Here is a 15,527-nt window from a genome sequence, read left to right as displayed (position 1 = left end):
CGAGGGGGCCGTCGCGGCCCCTTCTTTTTGCCTACTCGCAGTGTCATGGAAGCGTCACGCGGCGCACTCTAGAAGGCACCGGGCAAGCTGGAGGATGAGATGAGCGCCGATCTGTGGGGCCGGGTGGATGACTACATCGTCGACAAGCTGGTCGATGAGAGTGCGGCGCTCGCTGACGCGCTGAAAGCTAATGCCGCTGGTGGGCTGCGCCCCATCGACGTGTCCGCTGCCCAGGGCAAGTTCCTGCATCTGCTGGTCCGCATGAGCGGGGCCAGACGCGTGCTCGAAGTCGGCACGCTCGGGGGCTACTCGACGATATGGATGGCCAAGGCGCTACCGGCAGGTGGCTCAATCATCACGCTGGAGTACGAGCCGCACCATGCCGAGGTGGCGCGCCGGAACGTCGAACGGGCAGGGTACTCCGATCGGATCGAGGTGCGCGTCGGCGCCGCAGCGGAGACGCTGCCGGTGCTGGCGGCCGAGAAGCCCGAACCGTTCGACTTCGTCTTTATCGACGCCGACAAGCCGAACAACACCACCTACCTCGACTGGGCCATCAAGCTCGGGCGGCCGGGTACTGTGATCGTGCTCGACAACGTGGTGCGGGATGGCCAGGTGGCGAATGCGGAGAGCAGGGATCCGAACGTCCTCGGCAGCCGTGGCGCCTTTGAGCTTATCGCCGCAAACCCGAGGCTCTCAGCCACAGCGCTGCAGACGGTCGGCGCCAAGGGCTATGACGGTTTTGCGATGATGATCCTCGACTAGGGATCACTGGGCCGGCTTGTAGCCGACATACGCGGTGTACTGCTCCAGCAGCACCGACCATACTCCGAACGCCGCGTCGAGGTTCTCGCGCGTGACGCCATACTCGAGGTTCACATCGTACTCGATCGCCGCGTCGAGGTCCGCGTCGAGATAGGCGTTGCCGAAGCGCTTGTCGCGGTTCCAGGCGTTCAGCGCATCCATTGTCGGCTTGATATCGGCGAACCCGGCATAGAAGTTGATGTCCTCGCAGGCCTTGTCGGCCGCGCAGTTCATGAAGAACACGTAGTAGGGCACGCCCTTGATGTTGCCGGCGATGCGCGGGTTGCCGTCGCCCTGGGACTCAAGCGTCGCCGAGCCATAGCCGCGGGCGATCGTGACGATTTCGTCGACCTTGCTGCCATCGACCACGGTCTGCGCAAGGGTGGGACCAGCAGAGAGAGCGCCAAGCAGCAGGCCAGCCCACAGACGTCCCAGCTTCATCGGATGCTCCCTCATCGTCCCGGTATTGGCCCGACTGATACACCTTTGTCAGAGGCGGGCCAATGCGGGGCAGGGGGATCCCTGAAAGTAGAGGAAAACCGCACGTCCGATCTGGTGCCAGCCATGCGTGCGCGGCAAGTTAGCTCTGCCCTCCGACCCCGTTCGCCTGGTGAACGGAAATTCCCCGGATTTCCGGCGGCGTGAGCATGATGTTCCGCTGAAAGAATCCTTGACGGGGGGACTCACTGCTCATATAGAGGCGCAACCTTAGCGGTCGGTCGTGAAGTTCACGCGGGTATCTGCCACCTTGTGCGGGCATCCAGGAACTTCAAACACATCGCCAAAGGCAAGAGACGACGACAAATCTTCGTGCGCATGAACGCCTGGTCAACAGCCGGGTGGTCCGCTGCAATAAGAGGCGCTGCTGCTCCGTTTTGGAGTGGATTTGGCGCCCCTTTGGTTTGCCATCGTCTTTCGCAACGAACTTCGGACCGATGGAAAGAGCGCAATGCCGACCATTAATCAGTTGATCCGCAAGCCTCGGGTATCCAAGCCCAAGCGGAACAAAGTACCGGCGATGGAAGCAAACCCGCAGAAGCGCGGCGTGTGCTCTCGCGTTTATACGACGACCCCGAAGAAGCCGAATTCGGCTCTCCGCAAGGTGGCGAAGGTCCGTCTGACCACTTCGCGTGAAGTCATTTCCTACATCCCCGGCGAGGGTCACAACCTGCAGGAACACTCCGTGGTGCTGATCCGCGGCGGTCGTGTTCGCGATCTGCCGGGTGTTCGCTATCACGTGCTGCGCGGCGTCCTCGACACCCAGTCGGTGAAGGATCGCAGGCAGCGCCGTTCGAAGTACGGCGCGAAGCGGCCGAAGTAAGGAGCATTTAGATGTCCCGTCGTCACTCCGCTGAAAAGCGCGTCGTCAATCCCGATCCGAAGTTCGGCGATCTCGTCGTCTCCAAGTTCATGAACTCGCTCATGAAGGACGGCAAGAAGTCGGCCGCCGAAGGAATCGTCTACGGCGCCTTCGATATCGTTCAGACCAAGCTGAAGCAGGATCCGATCGGCGTGTTCCACACCGCCCTCGACAACATCCGCCCGGCCGTCGAAGTCCGTTCGCGCCGCGTTGGTGGTGCGACCTATCAGGTCCCGGTCGAAGTCCGCACCGATCGTCAGCAGGCGCTGGCCATCCGCTGGCTCATCGAGTCTGCCCGCAAGCGTGGCGAGCACACCATGAAGGAACGCCTGTCGGGCGAGCTCATGGATGCCGTCAACGGTCGCGGCCAGGCCGTCAAGAAACGCGAAGACACGCACCGTATGGCTGACGCCAACCGTGCCTTCTCGCACTACCGCTGGTAACGGAAGGCTCGCTCAAGATGGCCCGCGAATACCCGATCAATCACTACCGTAACTTCGGCATCATGGCTCACATTGATGCTGGCAAGACGACCACGACCGAGCGTGTTCTCTACTACACCGGCAAGTCCCACAAGATCGGCGAAGTCCACGACGGCGCCGCGACCATGGACTGGATGGAGCAGGAGCAGGAGCGCGGCATCACCATCACGTCCGCCGCGACCACCACGTTCTGGAAGGGCCGTGACGGCACCCAGTACCGCTTCAATATCATCGACACGCCCGGCCACGTGGACTTCACCATCGAAGTCGAGCGCTCGCTCCGCGTGCTCGACGGTGCCATCGCGCTGCTCGACGGCAACCAGGGCGTCGAGCCGCAGACGGAAACCGTCTGGCGCCAGGCCGACAAGTACAACGTTCCGCGCCTGATCTTCGTCAACAAGATGGACAAGATCGGTGCCGATTTCTACTTCTGCCTCGATACGCTCGATAAGCGCCTCGGTATCAAGCCGGTCGTGATGCAGCTGCCGATCGGCGCCGAGAGCGATTTCCGCGGCGTCGTCGACCTGATCGAGATGAACGCGCTCGTCTGGCGCAACGAAGAGCTGGGCGCCCAGTGGGATGTCGTCGAGATCCCCGAGGACCTCAAGGCCAAGGCCGCTGAGTACCGCGAGAAGATGATCGAGACCGCCGTCGAGATGGACGATGCGGCCACCGAGGCTTACCTCAACGGCGAAATGCCTGATAACGACACGCTGCGCCGGCTGATCCGCAAGGGCACCTGCGAAGTGAAGCTGTATCCGGTGTTCTGTGGCTCGGCCTTCAAGAACAAGGGCGTGCAGCCGCTGCTGGATGGCGTTATCGACTTCCTGCCGGCTCCGACCGACATTCCTGCGATCCAGGGCATCGACGTCAAGACCGACAAGCCGATCGAGCGTCACGCGACCGACAACGAGCCGCTGTCGATGCTGGCCTTCAAGATCGCCAACGACCCGCACATGGGCTCGCTGACCTTCTGCCGCATCTACTCGGGTCACCTCGAGGCCGGTGCGATGCTCGAGAACACGGTCAAGGAAAAGAAGGAACGCGTCGGTCGAATGTTCCAGATGCACGCGAACTCTCGCGAGCAGATCAACGAAGCCTACGCTGGTGACATCGTCGCTATCGTTGGCCTCAAGGACACGACCACTGGCGACACGCTCTCGGATCCCAACAACAAGGTGATCCTCGAGCGCATGGAGTTCCCGGAGCCGGTCATCGACATCGCCGTGGAGCCCAAGTCCAAGGCCGACCAGGAGAAGATGGGCCTCGCCCTCGCTCGCCTGGCTGCCGAAGACCCGTCGTTCCGCGTCAAGACCGACGAAGAATCCGGCCAGACCATCATCTCGGGCATGGGCGAACTGCACCTCGACATTCTCGTCGATCGCATGCGCCGCGAGTTCAAGGTCGAGGCCAATATCGGTGCGCCGCAGGTGGCTTACCGTGAAGCGATCACCCGCAAGGTTGAGCACGACTACACGCACAAGAAGCAGTCTGGTGGTTCGGGCCAGTTCGCCCGCATCAAGTTCACGATCGAGCCGAATGAAGCCGGCAAGGGCTTCGAGTTCGTGTCCGCGATCGTGGGCGGCAACGTCCCCAAGGAATACGTCCCGGGCGTGCAGAAGGGTGTTTCGTCGGTCATGGGCTCCGGCCCGGTGATCGGCTTCCCGATCGTCGACGTGAAGTTCACGCTGACGGACGGTGCCTACCACGACGTCGACTCCTCGGTTCTCGCCTTCGAAATCGCTGGCCGCGCGGGTTTCCGCGAAGCCATCGAGAAGGCGGCTCCGAAGATCCTCGAGCCGGTCATGCGGGTTGAAGTTCTGACCCCGGAAGACTATGTGGGCGACGTCATCGGTGACCTGAATTCACGTCGCGGCCAGATCCGCGGCACTGAAGCCCGCGGTATTGCGCAGGTGATCGACGCCATGGTGCCTCTTGCCAACATGTTTGGCTACGTGAACTCGCTCCGCTCGATGAGCCAGGGGCGCGCTCAGTACACCATGACTTTCGACCACTACGAGCAGGTCCCGCAGGCGGTCGCCACCGAAGTCCAGGCAAAGTACGCTTAACGTTTACCCGCTAAGCAACCGCTTGAAATAGAAACTGAAAACTCACGTCGGCTGTTGGCTGACGCATACGGAGAGAAGCGATGGGCAAGGAAAAGTTTTCCCGCAATAAGCCTCACTGCAACATCGGCACCATCGGTCACGTCGACCATGGCAAGACCTCGCTGACCGCAGCGATCACGAAGGTTTTGGCTGAGACCGGTGGCGCGACCTTCAAGGCGTACGACCAGATCGACGCAGCACCGGAAGAGAAGGCGCGCGGGATCACGATCAACACCGCGCACGTCGAGTACGAGACGACCAACCGTCACTACGCTCACGTCGACTGCCCGGGCCACGCCGACTATGTGAAGAACATGATCACCGGCGCTGCCCAGATGGACGGCGCGATCCTGGTCGTGTCGGCTGCCGACGGCCCGATGCCGCAGACCCGCGAGCACATCCTGCTCGCCCGTCAGGTTGGCGTGCCGGCCCTCGTGGTGTTCCTCAACAAGTGCGACATGGTCGACGATCCGGAGCTCCTCGAGCTCGTGGAACTCGAGGTTCGCGAACTGCTGTCGTCCTACGAATTCCCGGGCGACGACGTTCCGATCATCAAGGGCTCGGCCACCGAAGCTCTGAACGATGGTGACAAGAAGCTCGGCCACGACGCCGTTCTCGAGCTGATGGCCGCTGTCGACGCCTACATCCCGCAGCCGGCTCGTCCGATCGACCAGCCGTTCCTGATGCCGATCGAAGACGTGTTCTCGATCTCTGGCCGTGGCACCGTGGTGACCGGCCGTGTCGAGCGCGGCATCGTGAAGGTGGGTGAGGAAGTCGAGATCGTCGGCATCAAGGCGACCCAGAAGACGACCGTGACCGGCGTTGAGATGTTCCGCAAGCTGCTCGATCAGGGCCAGGCTGGCGACAACATCGGCGCGCTGATCCGTGGTATCGACCGCACTCAGGTTGAGCGCGGCCAGGTCCTCTGCAAGCCCGGTTCCGTGACCCCGCACACCGACTTCGTTGCTGAGGCCTATATCCTCACCAAGGAAGAAGGCGGCCGTCACACTCCGTTCTTCGCCAACTACCGTCCGCAGTTCTACTTCCGCACCACCGACGTGACCGGTGTGGTTACCCTGCCGGAAGGCACCGAGATGGTGATGCCGGGCGACAACGTGAATATCTCCGTTCAGCTGATCGTGCCGATCGCCATGGAAGAGAAGCTCCGCTTCGCTATCCGTGAGGGTGGCCGTACCGTCGGTTCGGGCGTCGTCGCCAAGATCCTGAAATAAGACCTGGTAATCCAGGGCGCGGCGCGCCGCTACAAACAGCGCGCCGCGTTCCATTTTTCGCTGGGAAAGCAAGATGAACGGTCAAAACATTCGCATCCGGCTCAAAGCCTTTGACCACCGTGTGCTCGACACCTCCACTCGGGAGATCGTGAACACGGCCAAGCGCACGGGTGCGCAGGTGCGCGGGCCGATCCCGCTGCCCACACAGATTGAGAAGTTTACGGTCAACCGGTCGCCTCACATCGACAAGAAGAGCCGCGAGCAGTTCGAGATCCGGACGCACAAGCGTCTCCTCGACATCGTGGATCCGACCCCGCAGACCGTTGATGCTCTGATGAAGCTCGATCTCGCCGCCGGCGTCGACGTCGAAATCAAGCTCTGAGTAACTGAGTTTTCGCGCTGACCATCCAAAGGGTCCTCTTGGACACAATGACCCGGTCAAGCGCCAAAGAGAGAAGGTAACAACCGATGCGTTCTGGTTTGATCGCACAGAAGCTGGGCATGACCCGCCTGTTCTTGGATGATGGCACACACGTCCCCGTGACCGTGCTCGATCTCAAGAACTGCCAGGTCGTGGGTCAGCGCACGCAGGAGAAGGACGGCTATACCGCCCTCCAGCTCGGCGCTGGCACCGTTAAGGCGAAGAACGTCACCAAGGCGGAGCGCGGCCAGTTCGCCGTCGCCAAGGTCGAGCCCAAGCGTCAGGTAACTGAGTTTCGTGTCGATCCTGCGAACCTCATCGAAGTCGGTGCCACCATGCAGGCGGACCACTTCGTCGAAGGTCAGCTGGTCGACGTGACCGGTACCTCGATCGGTAAGGGTTTCGCCGGCGGCATGAAGCGCTGGAACTTCGGTGGTCTGCGTGCCACGCACGGCGTGTCCGTGTCGCACCGCTCGCACGGTTCTACCGGCCAGCGCCAGGACCCCGGCAAGGTGTTCAAGGGCAAGAAGATGGCCGGCCACATGGGCGACCGTCGTGTCACCACCCAGAACCTGAAGGTCGTGCGCACCGATGTGGAGCGCGGGCTGATCATGGTCGAGGGCGCTGTCCCGGGTGCCAAGGGCGCCTGGATCCAGATCAAGGACGCGGTCAAGAAGGCCGCTCCGAAGGGCGCAGCTGTGCCCGGTTCGTTCAAGGCGGCTGTCGCAGCCGTGGCCGAGGAGGCGAAATAATGGAACTCCAGGTCACAACTCTGGACGGCAAGGCCGACGGTTCGGTCACACTGAAGGACGAGATCTTCGGTCTTGAAGTCCGCCAGGACATCCTGCACCGCATGGTCCGTTACCAGCAGCTCAAGGCGATGGCCGGCACCCACAAGGTGAAGCACCGCTCCGAGATCGCTTACACTTCGAAGAAGTCGATCAAGCAGAAGGGCTCGGGCGGCGCTCGTCACGGCGCCAAGTCTGCTCCGCAGTTCCGCGGCGGCGGCCGGGCCTTTGGTCCCGAGCCCCGCAGCCATGCGATCGAGCTGCCCAAGAAGGTCCGCGCCCTGGCCCTGAAGCATGCGCTTTCGGCCAAGGCCAAGGCTGGCGAACTGGTCGTCGTTCCGACCGTCGCCACCAAGGAGCCCAAGACCGCCCAGCTGGTTGCCAAGTTCGGCAAGCTGGAATGGTCGAGCGCTCTGATCATCGACGGCGCCGAGGTGGACAAGAATTTCGCCAACGCGGCGCGCAACATTCCGCAGATCGACGTGCTGCCGGTGCAGGGGATCAATGTCGCTGACATTCTCCGTCGCCATAAGCTCGTTCTGACCAAAGCAGCGCTCGAAGCGCTCGAGGCCCGGTTCGCATGAGCAAGTTCAGCAACTACGACGTGATCCGTAACCCGGTCGTCACCGAAAAGTCGACCATGGCGTCCGAGCACAGCCAGGTCGTCTTCGACGTCGCGATCGATGCCACCAAGGCCGACATCAAAGCCGCCGTCGAGGCGCTCTTCTCGGTCAAGGTCAAGGCGGTCAACACCCTCGTCCGCAAGGGCAAGGTGAAGCGTTTCCGGCAGGAACTTGGCACCCGTAAGGACGTCAAGAAGGCCATTGTCACCCTGGCCGAAGGCCAGTCGATCGATATTTCGACCGGCATCTGAGGGGAGAGAGAAGAATGGGTCTAAAAACTTACAATCCGACCTCTCCGGGCCGCCGCCAGCTCATCACGACCGATCGGTCGGAGCTGTGGAAGGGCAAGCCGGTCAAGTCGCTGACCGAAGGTCTGAACCAGTCCGGCGGTCGTAACAACGCCGGCCGCATCACCGCGTACCATCGCGGCGGCGGTCACAAGCGTTCGTACCGTATGGTCGACTTCCGCCGCGTTCGTTTCGACGAAGTGGCGACTGTCGAGCGTCTCGAGTACGATCCGAACCGCACGGCCTGGATCGCGCTGATCAAGTACGCCGACGGCGAGCTTGCCTACATCATCGCGCCGCAGCGTCTGGCTGCCGGCGACAAGGTGATCTCCACGCTCGGCACCGCCGACGTGAAACCGGGCAATGCCATGCCGCTCGAGCGTATGCCGGTCGGCACCATCGTCCACAACGTCGAGATGAAGCCCCGCAAGGGCGGTCAGATCGCTCGTTCGGCCGGTGCCTACGCACAGTATGTCGGCCGCGATGCCGGTTGGGCGATCCTTCGCCTCAACTCGGGCGAGCAGCGCCGGGTCCACGGCTCGTGCCTCGCCACTGTCGGCGCGGTGTCGAACCAGGATCACTCGAACACCTCGATCGGCAAGGCCGGTCGTAACCGCTGGCTCGGCCGCAAGCCGGTCAACCGCGGTGTGACCATGAACCCGGTCGATCACCCGCATGGTGGTGGTGAAGGCCGTACCTCGGGTGGCCGTCACCCGGTGAGCCCGTGGGGCAAGCCGACCAAGGGCAAGAAGACCCGTTCCAACAAGTCGACGGACAAGTTCATCGTCCGCTCGCGTCACGTGAAGAAGGGCCGCTAAGCCATGTCGCGTTCAGTCTGGAAAGGCCCGTTCGTCGATGGCTATCTGCTCAAGAAGGCAGAGACCAGCCGTTCGAGCGGCCGCAACGAAGTCATCAAGATCTGGAGCCGTCGTTCCACGATCCTGCCGCAGTTCGTCGGTCTGACCTTCGGCGTTCACAATGGCCACAAGCATGTGCCGGTGAACGTCCAGGAAGAAATGATCGGCCACAAGTTTGGCGAGTTCGCGCCGACCCGTACCTACTACGGTCACGCGGCCGACAAGAAGGCCAAGAGGAAGTAACATGGGCAAGCCGAAAACTCAGCGGTCGCTCAAGGACAACGAGGCCAAGGCGGTTCTCCGCATGCTTCGCACCTCGGGCATCAAGCTCAACCTCGTGGCTGCGATGATCCGCGGCAAGAAGGTCGACAAGGCTCTCGCCGAGCTGACCTTCTCGCGCAAGCGTATCGCCGGCTCGGTCAAGAAGACGCTCGAGAGCGCCATCGCGAACGCCGAAAACAATCACGGCCTCGACCCGGACAGCCTGGTCGTTGCCGAGTGCTATGTCGGTGACTCGCTGGTGATGAAGCGCTTCATGGCCCGTGGCCGTGGTCACGCTGCCCGCATGGAGCGCCCGTTCTCGAACCTCACCATTGTGGTTCGCCAAGTTGAGGAGACCGCATAATGGGTCAGAAGATCAACCCGATCGGTCTGCGCCTCGGCATCAACCGCACCTGGGATTCGCGTTGGTACGCGAACAAAGGTGAGTACGGTAACCTGCTGCAGGAAGACCTGAAGATCCGTGCGACGCTGCTCGAAGACCTCAAGCAGGCCGCGGTCTCGAAGATCGTCATCGAGCGTCCGCACCGCAAGTGCCGCGTGTCGATCCACACTGCCCGTCCGGGCATCGTGATCGGCAAGAAGGGCGCTGACATCGACAAGATCCGCGCCAAGGTGAAGCAGTTCACCGACAGCGAAGTGCACATCAACATCGTTGAAGTGCGCAAGCCGGAGACCGATGCGAACCTCGTCGCGCAGGGCATTGCCCAGCAGCTCGAGCGTCGCGTGGCCTTCCGTCGTGCGATGAAGCGTGCAGTGCAGACGGCGATCCGTATGGGCGCCGGCGGCATCCGGGTGAACGTGGGCGGCCGTCTCGGCGGCGCCGACATCGCCCGCACCGAGTGGTACCGCGAAGGTCGCGTGCCGCTGCACACGCTACGCGCCGACATCGACTACGGTACTGCCGAGGCGAAGACCACCTACGGCATCATCGGCATCAAGGTGTGGGTCTTCAAGGGCGAAGTCCTTGAGCACGATCCGTCCGCTCACGAGCGTCGCGCCACTGAAGGCGGCGGTTCGAACGAGGGCGGTCAGCGTCGCGAGCGTTCCGATCGGGACGAGCGCGGTGATCGTGGCGGTCGCGATCGCGATCGCGCGCCGGCGAACTGAGAAGGCATAGACAAAAATGCTGCAACCAAAACGTACCAAGTTCCGCAAGGCGCATAAGGGCCGCATCCATGGCAATGCCAAGGGTGGCACGGACCTGGCCTTCGGTCAGTTCGGCCTGAAGTCCCAGGAGCCCGAGCGCGTTACGGCTCGCCAGATCGAAGCGGCCCGCCGCGCGATCACCCGCGAGATGAAGCGTGCCGGCCGCGTCTGGATCCGTGTCTTCCCGGACCTGCCGGTTTCCAAGAAGCCGACCGAAGTTCGTATGGGTAAGGGCAAGGGTTCGGTTGAATTCTGGGCCGCCCGCGTCAAGCCCGGTCGTATCCTTTTCGAAATCGACGGCGTCCCCGAGGACGTCGCCAAGGAAGCCCTGCGCCTCGGCGCGATGAAGCTTCCGATCATCACGCGGGTCGTCACCCGCATTGCGGATTGATCGCCATGGCACGTGCACCCAAGAAGAAGATCGAGGCCAAGGGCAGTGGCCACACCGCCAACCTCCGGGCCAATACCCCGGATGAGCTGAAGGATCAGCTGCTCAGCCTGAAGAAAGAGCAGTTCAACCTGCGGTTCCAGCGCGCTACCCAGCAGCTGGAAAAGCCGACCGAGGTCAAGAAAGTCCGCCGCGAAATCGCGCGGGTGAAGACGATCCTCGGCGAAAAAGCCGCGGCGAAGTAAGGAGCAACCGATGCCCAAGCGCGTATTGCAGGGGACCGTGGTCTCCGACACCAACGAGAAGACCGTGGTGGTGCGGGTTGACCGCGCCTTTACCCACCCGGTGATGAAGAAGACCGTGCGCCGGTCCAAGAAGTACCACGCTCACGACGAGGCCAATGCGGCCAAGGTCGGGGACGTCGTCTGGATCGAAGAATCGGCGCCGATTTCGAAGAACAAGCGTTGGGTCCTCAAGCCCTCCGCGTAACCGGAATTTAGGGCTCGCCGTGTAGGCAGACCCCGAAACTGAAAAAGGCATCAAGCCATGATCCAGATGCAGTCCAATCTCGACGTTGCCGATAATTCCGGCGCGCGTCGTGTCATGTGCATCAAGGTACTCGGCGGTTCGCACCGCAAGTACGCCTCGGTGGGCGATATCATTGTTGTCTCGGTCAAGGACGCGATCCCGCGTGGCCGCGTCAAGAAGGGCCAGGTGATGAAGGCCGTCGTTGTGCGCACCGCATTCCCGGTTCGCCGCGCCGATGGCACCGTCATCCGCTTCGACCGCAACGCTGCCGTCCTGATCAATAACCAGGCCGAGCCGATCGGTACCCGTATCTTCGGGCCGGTGCCGCGCGAGCTGCGTTCCAAGAACCACATGAAGATCATTTCGCTTGCGCCGGAGGTGTTGTGATGGCGGCCAAGATTAAGAAGGGCGACAAGGTCGTCATTCTGACCGGCAAGGACAAGGGCAAGACCGGGCAGGTCACCCAGGTGTTCCCGGAGGCCACCAAGGCCACCGTGCAGGGGCTCAACCTCGTGCGCCGTCACACCAAGCAGACCGCGAGCCAGGATGCGGGCATCTTCACCAAGGAAGCCCCGATCCACCTGAGCAACGTCGCGATCGTCGATGCGAACGGCAAGCCGTCGCGCGTCGGTTTCAAGATCAACGCCGACGGCACCAAGGTGCGCGTCGCCAAGTCGACCGGGGACACGATCGATGGCTGACACCGTCTATATCCCGCGTCTCCGTACCGAGTACGACGAGACCATCAAGGCGAACCTGATCAAAGAGTTCGGCTACAAGAACGTCATGCAGGCCCCCAAGCTCGACAAGATCGTGCTGAACATGGGTGTCGGCGAGGCGGTGAACGACACCAAGAAGGTGAAGTCGGCGGCTGCTGATCTCGAGAAGATCGCCGGGCAGAAGCCCGTCATCACCCACGCCCGCAAGTCGATCGCCGGCTTCAAGGTCCGCGAAGAGATGCCGCTCGGCGTGAAGGTGACGCTCCGCAAGGCCCGCATGTACGAGTTCCTGGACCGTCTGGTGAACATCGCTCTGCCGCGCGTTCGTGACTTCCGCGGGCTGAACCCGAATTCGTTCGATGGCCGTGGCAACTACGCCATGGGCATCAAGGAACACATCATCTTCCCCGAGATCAACTTCGATCAGATCGATCAGACCTGGGGCATGGATATCATCGTGTGCACGACCGCGCGCACCGACGACGAAGCCCGGGCGCTGCTCAAGGCTTTCAATTTCCCCTTCCGGCAGTAACGGAAGAGAGAAGGACGAGACATGGCAAAGACCAGCTCCATCGAAAAGAACAACAAGCGCAAGCGCCTTGCCAAGCAGCTGGGTCCCAAGCGGGCCAAGCTCAAGGCAGTCGTGATGAACCAGAGCGTTTCGCTCGAGGAACGCTTCGCCGCGCAGCTCAAGCTTGCCGCGCTGCCGCGTAACTCGGCCGAGAACCGCGTGCACAACCGCTGCGAGCTCACGGGTCGTCCGCGTGGCTACTATCGCAAGCTCAAGCTCAGCCGTATTGCCCTGCGTCAGCTCGGCAACCTCGGGCTGATCCCGGGCCTTGTGAAGTCGAGCTGGTAAGGAGACAGACGCTATGAGCCTTACTGATCCGATCGGCGATATGCTGACCCGCATCCGCAACGCGCAGATGCGCCGTCGCGATGTCGTCCAGACTCCCGCTTCCACCCTGCGTGGCCGCGTGCTCGACGTGCTGAAGTCGGAAGGCTTCATCCGCGGCTACTCGGAAAGCAAGATGGACAACGGCGTTGCCCAGTTCGACATCGAGCTGAAGTACTCCGACAATACCCCGGTGATCCGGACCATCGAGCGCGTCTCGCGCCCCGGTCGCCGTGTCTATGCGTCGGTCAAGAATATCCCCTCGGTCGCGAATGGCCTTGGCGTGTCGATCCTGTCGACCCCCAAGGGCGTGATGGCCGATCATGAAGCAAAAGCCCAGAACCTGGGTGGCGAGGTACTCTGCCGCGTCTTCTAAGGCTCACGCCTTGAAGCCGTCGGTGTGACGATTACTCCGAAGGAAGTAGAAAGAATGTCCCGTACAGGCAAAAAGCCGATTGCTCCGGTCAGTGGCGTCACCGTCACGATCAGCGATCGCAAGGTCACCGCAAAGGGGCCGAAGGGCGAGCAGGCGCTGACGCTCATGGATATCGTGAACGCCAAGCAGACCGATGACGGCATCGTCATCGAGCCCGCCAACGAGAGCAAGGAAGCTCGGGCTGCCTGGGGGACCACCCGCGCGCTGATCAACAATATGGTGATCGGCGTCAGCGCGGGCTTCGAGAAGAAGCTGCAAATCCAGGGCGTTGGTTATCGCGCCGCCATGCAGGGCAAGGATCTGAAGCTGTCGCTCGGTTTCAGCCACGAAGTGGTGTTCCAGACTCCGGCTGGCATCACCATCGCGGCGCCGACGCAGACCGAAGTCGTTATCACCGGCTCGGACAAGCAGCAGGTTGGCCAGGTGGCCGCCGACATTCGCGGTTGGCGTCCGCCGGAGCCCTACAAGGGCAAGGGCGTGCGTTATGTGGGCGAGTACATCGCCCGCAAAGAAGGCAAGAAGAAGTAAGGAGCGCACGAGATGCCCATCAGCCTCAAAGGTGCGGACCGCCGCAAGGCCCGAGTTCGCAAGGCGCTCAAGGCCAATTCGAATGGCCGCCCGCGTCTGTCCGTGCACCGCTCGGACAAAAATATCTACGCCCAGATCATCGATGATGCGTCCGGCCGCACGCTTGCTGCCGCTTCGACCATCGACAAGGACGTGAAGGCCAAGGTCAAGAACGGCTCGACCGCCGAGGCCGCAGCCACTGTCGGCAAGCTGATTGCCGAGCGTGGCCTCGCTGCCAAGGTGTCGACGGTCGTGTTCGATCGTGGTGCCTACCTCTACCATGGCCGCGTTAAGGCCCTGGGTGATGCGGCCCGCGAAGGCGGCCTGCAGTTCTGATCCGGCGACAAAGGAAAATTCGATGAGAGACGTTCAAGAGCGCGATAGCGAATTCGTCGACCGGCTGGTGCACATCAACCGTGTCGCCAAGGTTGTGAAGGGTGGCCGTCGTTTCGGTTTCGCTGCCCTCGTGGTGGTTGGTGATCAGAAGGGCCGCGTTGGCTTTGGTCACGGCAAGGCGCGTGAAGTGCCCGAGGCCATCCGCAAGGCGACCGAGCAGGCCAAGCGCCAGATGATCCGCGTTCCGCTGCGCGATGCCCGTACGCTGCACCACGATGTGGTCGGCCACCACGGCGCCGGCAAGGTCATCCTGCGTGCCGCCGTTCCCGGTACCGGCATCATCGCCGGCGGCCCGATGCGCGCCGTGTTCGAGACCCTCGGGGTCAACGACATCGTGGCGAAGTCGCAGGGCACCGCCAATCCCTACAACATGGTGCGGGCCACCTTCGATGCGCTGAAGCGCGTTGATAGCCCGCGTTCGGTCGCCGCCCGCCGCGGCCTGAAGGTCTCGGACCTGCAGGCTCGCCGTGGCGAGACCGTCGAAGCCTGATTAGGGCTTGGGAGTTAGAACTATGGCCGACAAGACCGTCACCATCGAGCAGATCGCCAGCCCGACGCGCCGTCCGCAGGACCAGCGCGCCACCCTCATCGGTTTGGGGCTCAACAAGATCCGCAAGCAGTCGACCCTCAAGGACACCCCCGAGGTCCGCGGCATGATCCGTAAGATCCCGCACCTCGTGCGCGTCGTCGACGCCAAATAAGGAACGAGAACAATGACTCGTTTGAATGAACTCCGGGACAACCCGGGCGCCAACAAGAAGCGCGTACGCGTCGGTCGTGGTATCGGCTCGGGCGTCGGCAAGACCGGTGGTCGCGGCGGCAAGGGCCAGACGGCTCGTTCCGGCGTTGCCATCAACGGCTTCGAAGGCGGCCAGATGCCCCTTCACATGCGTATGCCGAAGCGCGGCTTCAACGCTCTGAATCCCAAGAAGTGGAACCAGCTGCGTATCGACCGCATCCAGAACTACATCGACAGCGGCAAGCTGGACATCAAGGGCGTGGTCGATGCGGCCGCTCTCGTGAAGGCCGGCGTAATCCGCCGCGAGCTCGATGGCGTTCGTCTGATCGGCAGCTCCGGTTTCACGGCCAAGAAGGTGACCTTCAAGGTTGCTCACGCGACCAAGGGTGCCCTCGCTGCTATTGAAGCAGCCGGCGGCAAGGTCGATATGCCTCAGGCAGAAGTGAAGGCTGACGCCTAAGAGCGCCTG

27 protein-coding genes are annotated in these 15,527 nt (G+C 62.4%); 26 read left to right on the top strand and 1 reads right to left on the bottom strand.

All coding sequences use genetic code 11. The features are described 5' to 3' along the window. The first annotated feature begins 99 nt into the window (after positions 1–99). Entirely contained in the window at positions 100–765 is a 666-nt protein-coding gene (locus tag AC1DV8_RS15590; protein WP_477158085.1) for an O-methyltransferase, read from the top strand. Between the two features lie 3 nt (positions 766–768). Here the strand turns inward: AC1DV8_RS15590 and AC1DV8_RS15585 are convergent, their stop codons facing one another. Continuing rightward, positions 769–1,245: a YbjN domain-containing protein gene (locus tag AC1DV8_RS15585; protein WP_477149285.1), complete on the bottom strand. Its 477-nt coding sequence runs from the start codon at positions 1,243–1,245 to the stop codon at positions 769–771. Between the two features lie 508 nt (positions 1,246–1,753). On the opposite strand from AC1DV8_RS15585, the gene rpsL reads away from it, so the two are divergent. From rpsL to rplO, 25 genes are all read left to right on the top strand, one after another. After that, positions 1,754–2,125, top strand: coding sequence for a 30S ribosomal protein S12 (rpsL, locus tag AC1DV8_RS15580; protein ID WP_273957941.1), 372 nt, complete (start codon positions 1,754–1,756; stop codon positions 2,123–2,125). 11 nt (positions 2,126–2,136) lie between these two features. After that, positions 2,137–2,607, top strand: coding sequence for a 30S ribosomal protein S7 (gene rpsG / locus AC1DV8_RS15575; RefSeq protein WP_069911349.1), 471 nt, complete (start codon positions 2,137–2,139; stop codon positions 2,605–2,607). Between the two features lie 17 nt (positions 2,608–2,624). Further along, positions 2,625–4,715 carry an elongation factor G gene (gene fusA, locus AC1DV8_RS15570; protein WP_477149286.1) on the top strand — a complete coding sequence of 697 codons (2,091 nt, stop codon included), beginning with the start codon at positions 2,625–2,627 and terminating at the stop codon, positions 4,713–4,715. An 80-nt stretch (positions 4,716–4,795) separates the two neighbouring features. Beyond that, complete coding sequence (tuf, locus tag AC1DV8_RS15565; RefSeq protein ID WP_477149287.1) at positions 4,796–5,986, top strand: elongation factor Tu; 1,191 nt, start codon at positions 4,796–4,798, stop codon at positions 5,984–5,986. Positions 5,987–6,059: 73 nt separating this feature from the next. Continuing rightward, positions 6,060–6,368: a 30S ribosomal protein S10 gene (gene rpsJ / locus AC1DV8_RS15560; protein WP_055049780.1), complete on the top strand. Its 309-nt coding sequence runs from the start codon at positions 6,060–6,062 to the stop codon at positions 6,366–6,368. An 86-nt stretch (positions 6,369–6,454) separates the two neighbouring features. After that, on the top strand, positions 6,455–7,159 hold the full coding sequence (rplC, locus tag AC1DV8_RS15555; RefSeq protein WP_055877928.1) for a 50S ribosomal protein L3: 705 nt from the start codon (positions 6,455–6,457) through the stop codon (positions 7,157–7,159). Beyond that, on the top strand, positions 7,159–7,779 hold the full coding sequence (gene rplD, locus AC1DV8_RS15550) for a 50S ribosomal protein L4 (RefSeq protein WP_477149288.1): 621 nt from the start codon (positions 7,159–7,161) through the stop codon (positions 7,777–7,779). The genes rplC and rplD overlap by 1 nt, the downstream gene beginning before the upstream one ends. Next, positions 7,776–8,069 (top strand): 50S ribosomal protein L23, encoded by a 294-nt coding sequence (locus AC1DV8_RS15545; RefSeq protein WP_477149289.1) that lies wholly within the window; start codon positions 7,776–7,778, stop codon positions 8,067–8,069. Before rplD ends, AC1DV8_RS15545 begins: the two co-directional genes overlap by 4 nt. Positions 8,070–8,083: 14 nt before the next feature. After that, on the top strand, positions 8,084–8,923 hold the full coding sequence (gene rplB / locus AC1DV8_RS15540; RefSeq protein WP_477149290.1) for a 50S ribosomal protein L2: 840 nt from the start codon (positions 8,084–8,086) through the stop codon (positions 8,921–8,923). Between the two features lie 3 nt (positions 8,924–8,926). Next, complete coding sequence (gene rpsS, locus AC1DV8_RS15535; RefSeq protein ID WP_477149291.1) at positions 8,927–9,205, top strand: 30S ribosomal protein S19; 279 nt, start codon at positions 8,927–8,929, stop codon at positions 9,203–9,205. A gap of 1 nt (position 9,206) precedes the next feature. Beyond that, a complete protein-coding gene (gene rplV / locus AC1DV8_RS15530) occupies positions 9,207–9,587 on the top strand; it encodes a 50S ribosomal protein L22 (protein ID WP_055877918.1) in 381 nt (126 codons plus the stop codon). Beyond that, the gene (rpsC, locus tag AC1DV8_RS15525; protein WP_477149292.1) at positions 9,587–10,351 is read left to right on the top strand and encodes a 30S ribosomal protein S3; all 765 of its coding nucleotides are present in this window, start codon (positions 9,587–9,589) and stop codon (positions 10,349–10,351) included. Before rplV ends, rpsC begins: the two co-directional genes overlap by 1 nt. A 16-nt stretch (positions 10,352–10,367) precedes the next feature. Continuing rightward, on the top strand, positions 10,368–10,781 hold the full coding sequence (gene rplP, locus AC1DV8_RS15520; protein ID WP_291307874.1) for a 50S ribosomal protein L16: 414 nt from the start codon (positions 10,368–10,370) through the stop codon (positions 10,779–10,781). 5 nt (positions 10,782–10,786) lie between these two features. Then, positions 10,787–11,023 carry a 50S ribosomal protein L29 gene (rpmC, locus tag AC1DV8_RS15515; protein WP_477149293.1) on the top strand — a complete coding sequence of 79 codons (237 nt, stop codon included), beginning with the start codon at positions 10,787–10,789 and terminating at the stop codon, positions 11,021–11,023. 10 nt (positions 11,024–11,033) lie between these two features. After that, on the top strand, positions 11,034–11,267 hold the full coding sequence (gene rpsQ / locus AC1DV8_RS15510) for a 30S ribosomal protein S17 (protein WP_423067702.1): 234 nt from the start codon (positions 11,034–11,036) through the stop codon (positions 11,265–11,267). A 57-nt stretch (positions 11,268–11,324) separates the two neighbouring features. Continuing rightward, a complete protein-coding gene (gene rplN, locus AC1DV8_RS15505; protein WP_055877905.1) occupies positions 11,325–11,693 on the top strand; it encodes a 50S ribosomal protein L14 in 369 nt (122 codons plus the stop codon). Then, positions 11,693–12,007 carry a 50S ribosomal protein L24 gene (gene rplX, locus AC1DV8_RS15500; protein WP_477158084.1) on the top strand — a complete coding sequence of 105 codons (315 nt, stop codon included), beginning with the start codon at positions 11,693–11,695 and terminating at the stop codon, positions 12,005–12,007. Before rplN ends, rplX begins: the two co-directional genes overlap by 1 nt. After that, complete coding sequence (gene rplE, locus AC1DV8_RS15495; protein WP_477149295.1) at positions 12,000–12,557, top strand: 50S ribosomal protein L5; 558 nt, start codon at positions 12,000–12,002, stop codon at positions 12,555–12,557. The genes rplX and rplE overlap by 8 nt, the downstream gene beginning before the upstream one ends. 21 nt (positions 12,558–12,578) lie before the next feature. After that, positions 12,579–12,884 carry a 30S ribosomal protein S14 gene (rpsN, locus tag AC1DV8_RS15490; protein ID WP_055877897.1) on the top strand — a complete coding sequence of 102 codons (306 nt, stop codon included), beginning with the start codon at positions 12,579–12,581 and terminating at the stop codon, positions 12,882–12,884. 13 nt (positions 12,885–12,897) lie between these two features. After that, a complete protein-coding gene (rpsH, locus tag AC1DV8_RS15485) occupies positions 12,898–13,296 on the top strand; it encodes a 30S ribosomal protein S8 (protein ID WP_477149296.1) in 399 nt (132 codons plus the stop codon). A 54-nt stretch (positions 13,297–13,350) separates the two neighbouring features. Continuing rightward, positions 13,351–13,884, top strand: coding sequence for a 50S ribosomal protein L6 (gene rplF / locus AC1DV8_RS15480; RefSeq protein WP_477149297.1), 534 nt, complete (start codon positions 13,351–13,353; stop codon positions 13,882–13,884). Between the two features lie 12 nt (positions 13,885–13,896). Next, positions 13,897–14,259: a 50S ribosomal protein L18 gene (gene rplR, locus AC1DV8_RS15475; RefSeq protein WP_477149298.1), complete on the top strand. Its 363-nt coding sequence runs from the start codon at positions 13,897–13,899 to the stop codon at positions 14,257–14,259. A gap of 22 nt (positions 14,260–14,281) precedes the next feature. Next, positions 14,282–14,809: a 30S ribosomal protein S5 gene (gene rpsE / locus AC1DV8_RS15470; RefSeq protein ID WP_055049088.1), complete on the top strand. Its 528-nt coding sequence runs from the start codon at positions 14,282–14,284 to the stop codon at positions 14,807–14,809. 22 nt (positions 14,810–14,831) lie between these two features. Further along, positions 14,832–15,020 (top strand): 50S ribosomal protein L30, encoded by a 189-nt coding sequence (gene rpmD / locus AC1DV8_RS15465; protein WP_055877885.1) that lies wholly within the window; start codon positions 14,832–14,834, stop codon positions 15,018–15,020. Between the two features lie 12 nt (positions 15,021–15,032). Beyond that, the gene (gene rplO / locus AC1DV8_RS15460) at positions 15,033–15,518 is read left to right on the top strand and encodes a 50S ribosomal protein L15 (protein WP_055877882.1); all 486 of its coding nucleotides are present in this window, start codon (positions 15,033–15,035) and stop codon (positions 15,516–15,518) included. Positions 15,519–15,527: the final 9 nt, after the last annotated feature.

The organism is Devosia sp. P3_B2 (genome assembly GCF_056402875.1).
This window is presented reverse-complemented; position numbering and strand designations above follow the sequence as displayed.

Bases quoted from the DNA above. Each gene is read 5' to 3' on its own strand.
- AC1DV8_RS15590 (WP_477158085.1), top strand. From the start codon at position 100: ATGAGCGCCGATCTGTGGGGCCGGGTGGATGACTACATCGTCGACAAG.
- AC1DV8_RS15585 (WP_477149285.1), bottom strand. From the start codon at position 1,245: ATGAAGCTGGGACGTCTGTGGGCTGGCCTGCTGCTTGGCGCTCTCTCT.
- rpsL (WP_273957941.1), top strand. From the start codon at position 1,754: ATGCCGACCATTAATCAGTTGATCCGCAAGCCTCGGGTATCCAAGCCC.
- rpsG (WP_069911349.1), top strand. From the start codon at position 2,137: ATGTCCCGTCGTCACTCCGCTGAAAAGCGCGTCGTCAATCCCGATCCG.
- fusA (WP_477149286.1), top strand. From the start codon at position 2,625: ATGGCCCGCGAATACCCGATCAATCACTACCGTAACTTCGGCATCATG.
- tuf (WP_477149287.1), top strand. From the start codon at position 4,796: ATGGGCAAGGAAAAGTTTTCCCGCAATAAGCCTCACTGCAACATCGGC.
- rpsJ (WP_055049780.1), top strand. From the start codon at position 6,060: ATGAACGGTCAAAACATTCGCATCCGGCTCAAAGCCTTTGACCACCGT.
- rplC (WP_055877928.1), top strand. From the start codon at position 6,455: ATGCGTTCTGGTTTGATCGCACAGAAGCTGGGCATGACCCGCCTGTTC.
- rplD (WP_477149288.1), top strand. From the start codon at position 7,159: ATGGAACTCCAGGTCACAACTCTGGACGGCAAGGCCGACGGTTCGGTC.
- AC1DV8_RS15545 (WP_477149289.1), top strand. From the start codon at position 7,776: ATGAGCAAGTTCAGCAACTACGACGTGATCCGTAACCCGGTCGTCACC.
- rplB (WP_477149290.1), top strand. From the start codon at position 8,084: ATGGGTCTAAAAACTTACAATCCGACCTCTCCGGGCCGCCGCCAGCTC.
- rpsS (WP_477149291.1), top strand. From the start codon at position 8,927: ATGTCGCGTTCAGTCTGGAAAGGCCCGTTCGTCGATGGCTATCTGCTC.
- rplV (WP_055877918.1), top strand. From the start codon at position 9,207: ATGGGCAAGCCGAAAACTCAGCGGTCGCTCAAGGACAACGAGGCCAAG.
- rpsC (WP_477149292.1), top strand. From the start codon at position 9,587: ATGGGTCAGAAGATCAACCCGATCGGTCTGCGCCTCGGCATCAACCGC.
- rplP (WP_291307874.1), top strand. From the start codon at position 10,368: ATGCTGCAACCAAAACGTACCAAGTTCCGCAAGGCGCATAAGGGCCGC.
- rpmC (WP_477149293.1), top strand. From the start codon at position 10,787: ATGGCACGTGCACCCAAGAAGAAGATCGAGGCCAAGGGCAGTGGCCAC.
- rpsQ (WP_423067702.1), top strand. From the start codon at position 11,034: ATGCCCAAGCGCGTATTGCAGGGGACCGTGGTCTCCGACACCAACGAG.
- rplN (WP_055877905.1), top strand. From the start codon at position 11,325: ATGATCCAGATGCAGTCCAATCTCGACGTTGCCGATAATTCCGGCGCG.
- rplX (WP_477158084.1), top strand. From the start codon at position 11,693: ATGGCGGCCAAGATTAAGAAGGGCGACAAGGTCGTCATTCTGACCGGC.
- rplE (WP_477149295.1), top strand. From the start codon at position 12,000: ATGGCTGACACCGTCTATATCCCGCGTCTCCGTACCGAGTACGACGAG.
- rpsN (WP_055877897.1), top strand. From the start codon at position 12,579: ATGGCAAAGACCAGCTCCATCGAAAAGAACAACAAGCGCAAGCGCCTT.
- rpsH (WP_477149296.1), top strand. From the start codon at position 12,898: ATGAGCCTTACTGATCCGATCGGCGATATGCTGACCCGCATCCGCAAC.
- rplF (WP_477149297.1), top strand. From the start codon at position 13,351: ATGTCCCGTACAGGCAAAAAGCCGATTGCTCCGGTCAGTGGCGTCACC.
- rplR (WP_477149298.1), top strand. From the start codon at position 13,897: ATGCCCATCAGCCTCAAAGGTGCGGACCGCCGCAAGGCCCGAGTTCGC.
- rpsE (WP_055049088.1), top strand. From the start codon at position 14,282: ATGAGAGACGTTCAAGAGCGCGATAGCGAATTCGTCGACCGGCTGGTG.
- rpmD (WP_055877885.1), top strand. From the start codon at position 14,832: ATGGCCGACAAGACCGTCACCATCGAGCAGATCGCCAGCCCGACGCGC.
- rplO (WP_055877882.1), top strand. From the start codon at position 15,033: ATGACTCGTTTGAATGAACTCCGGGACAACCCGGGCGCCAACAAGAAG.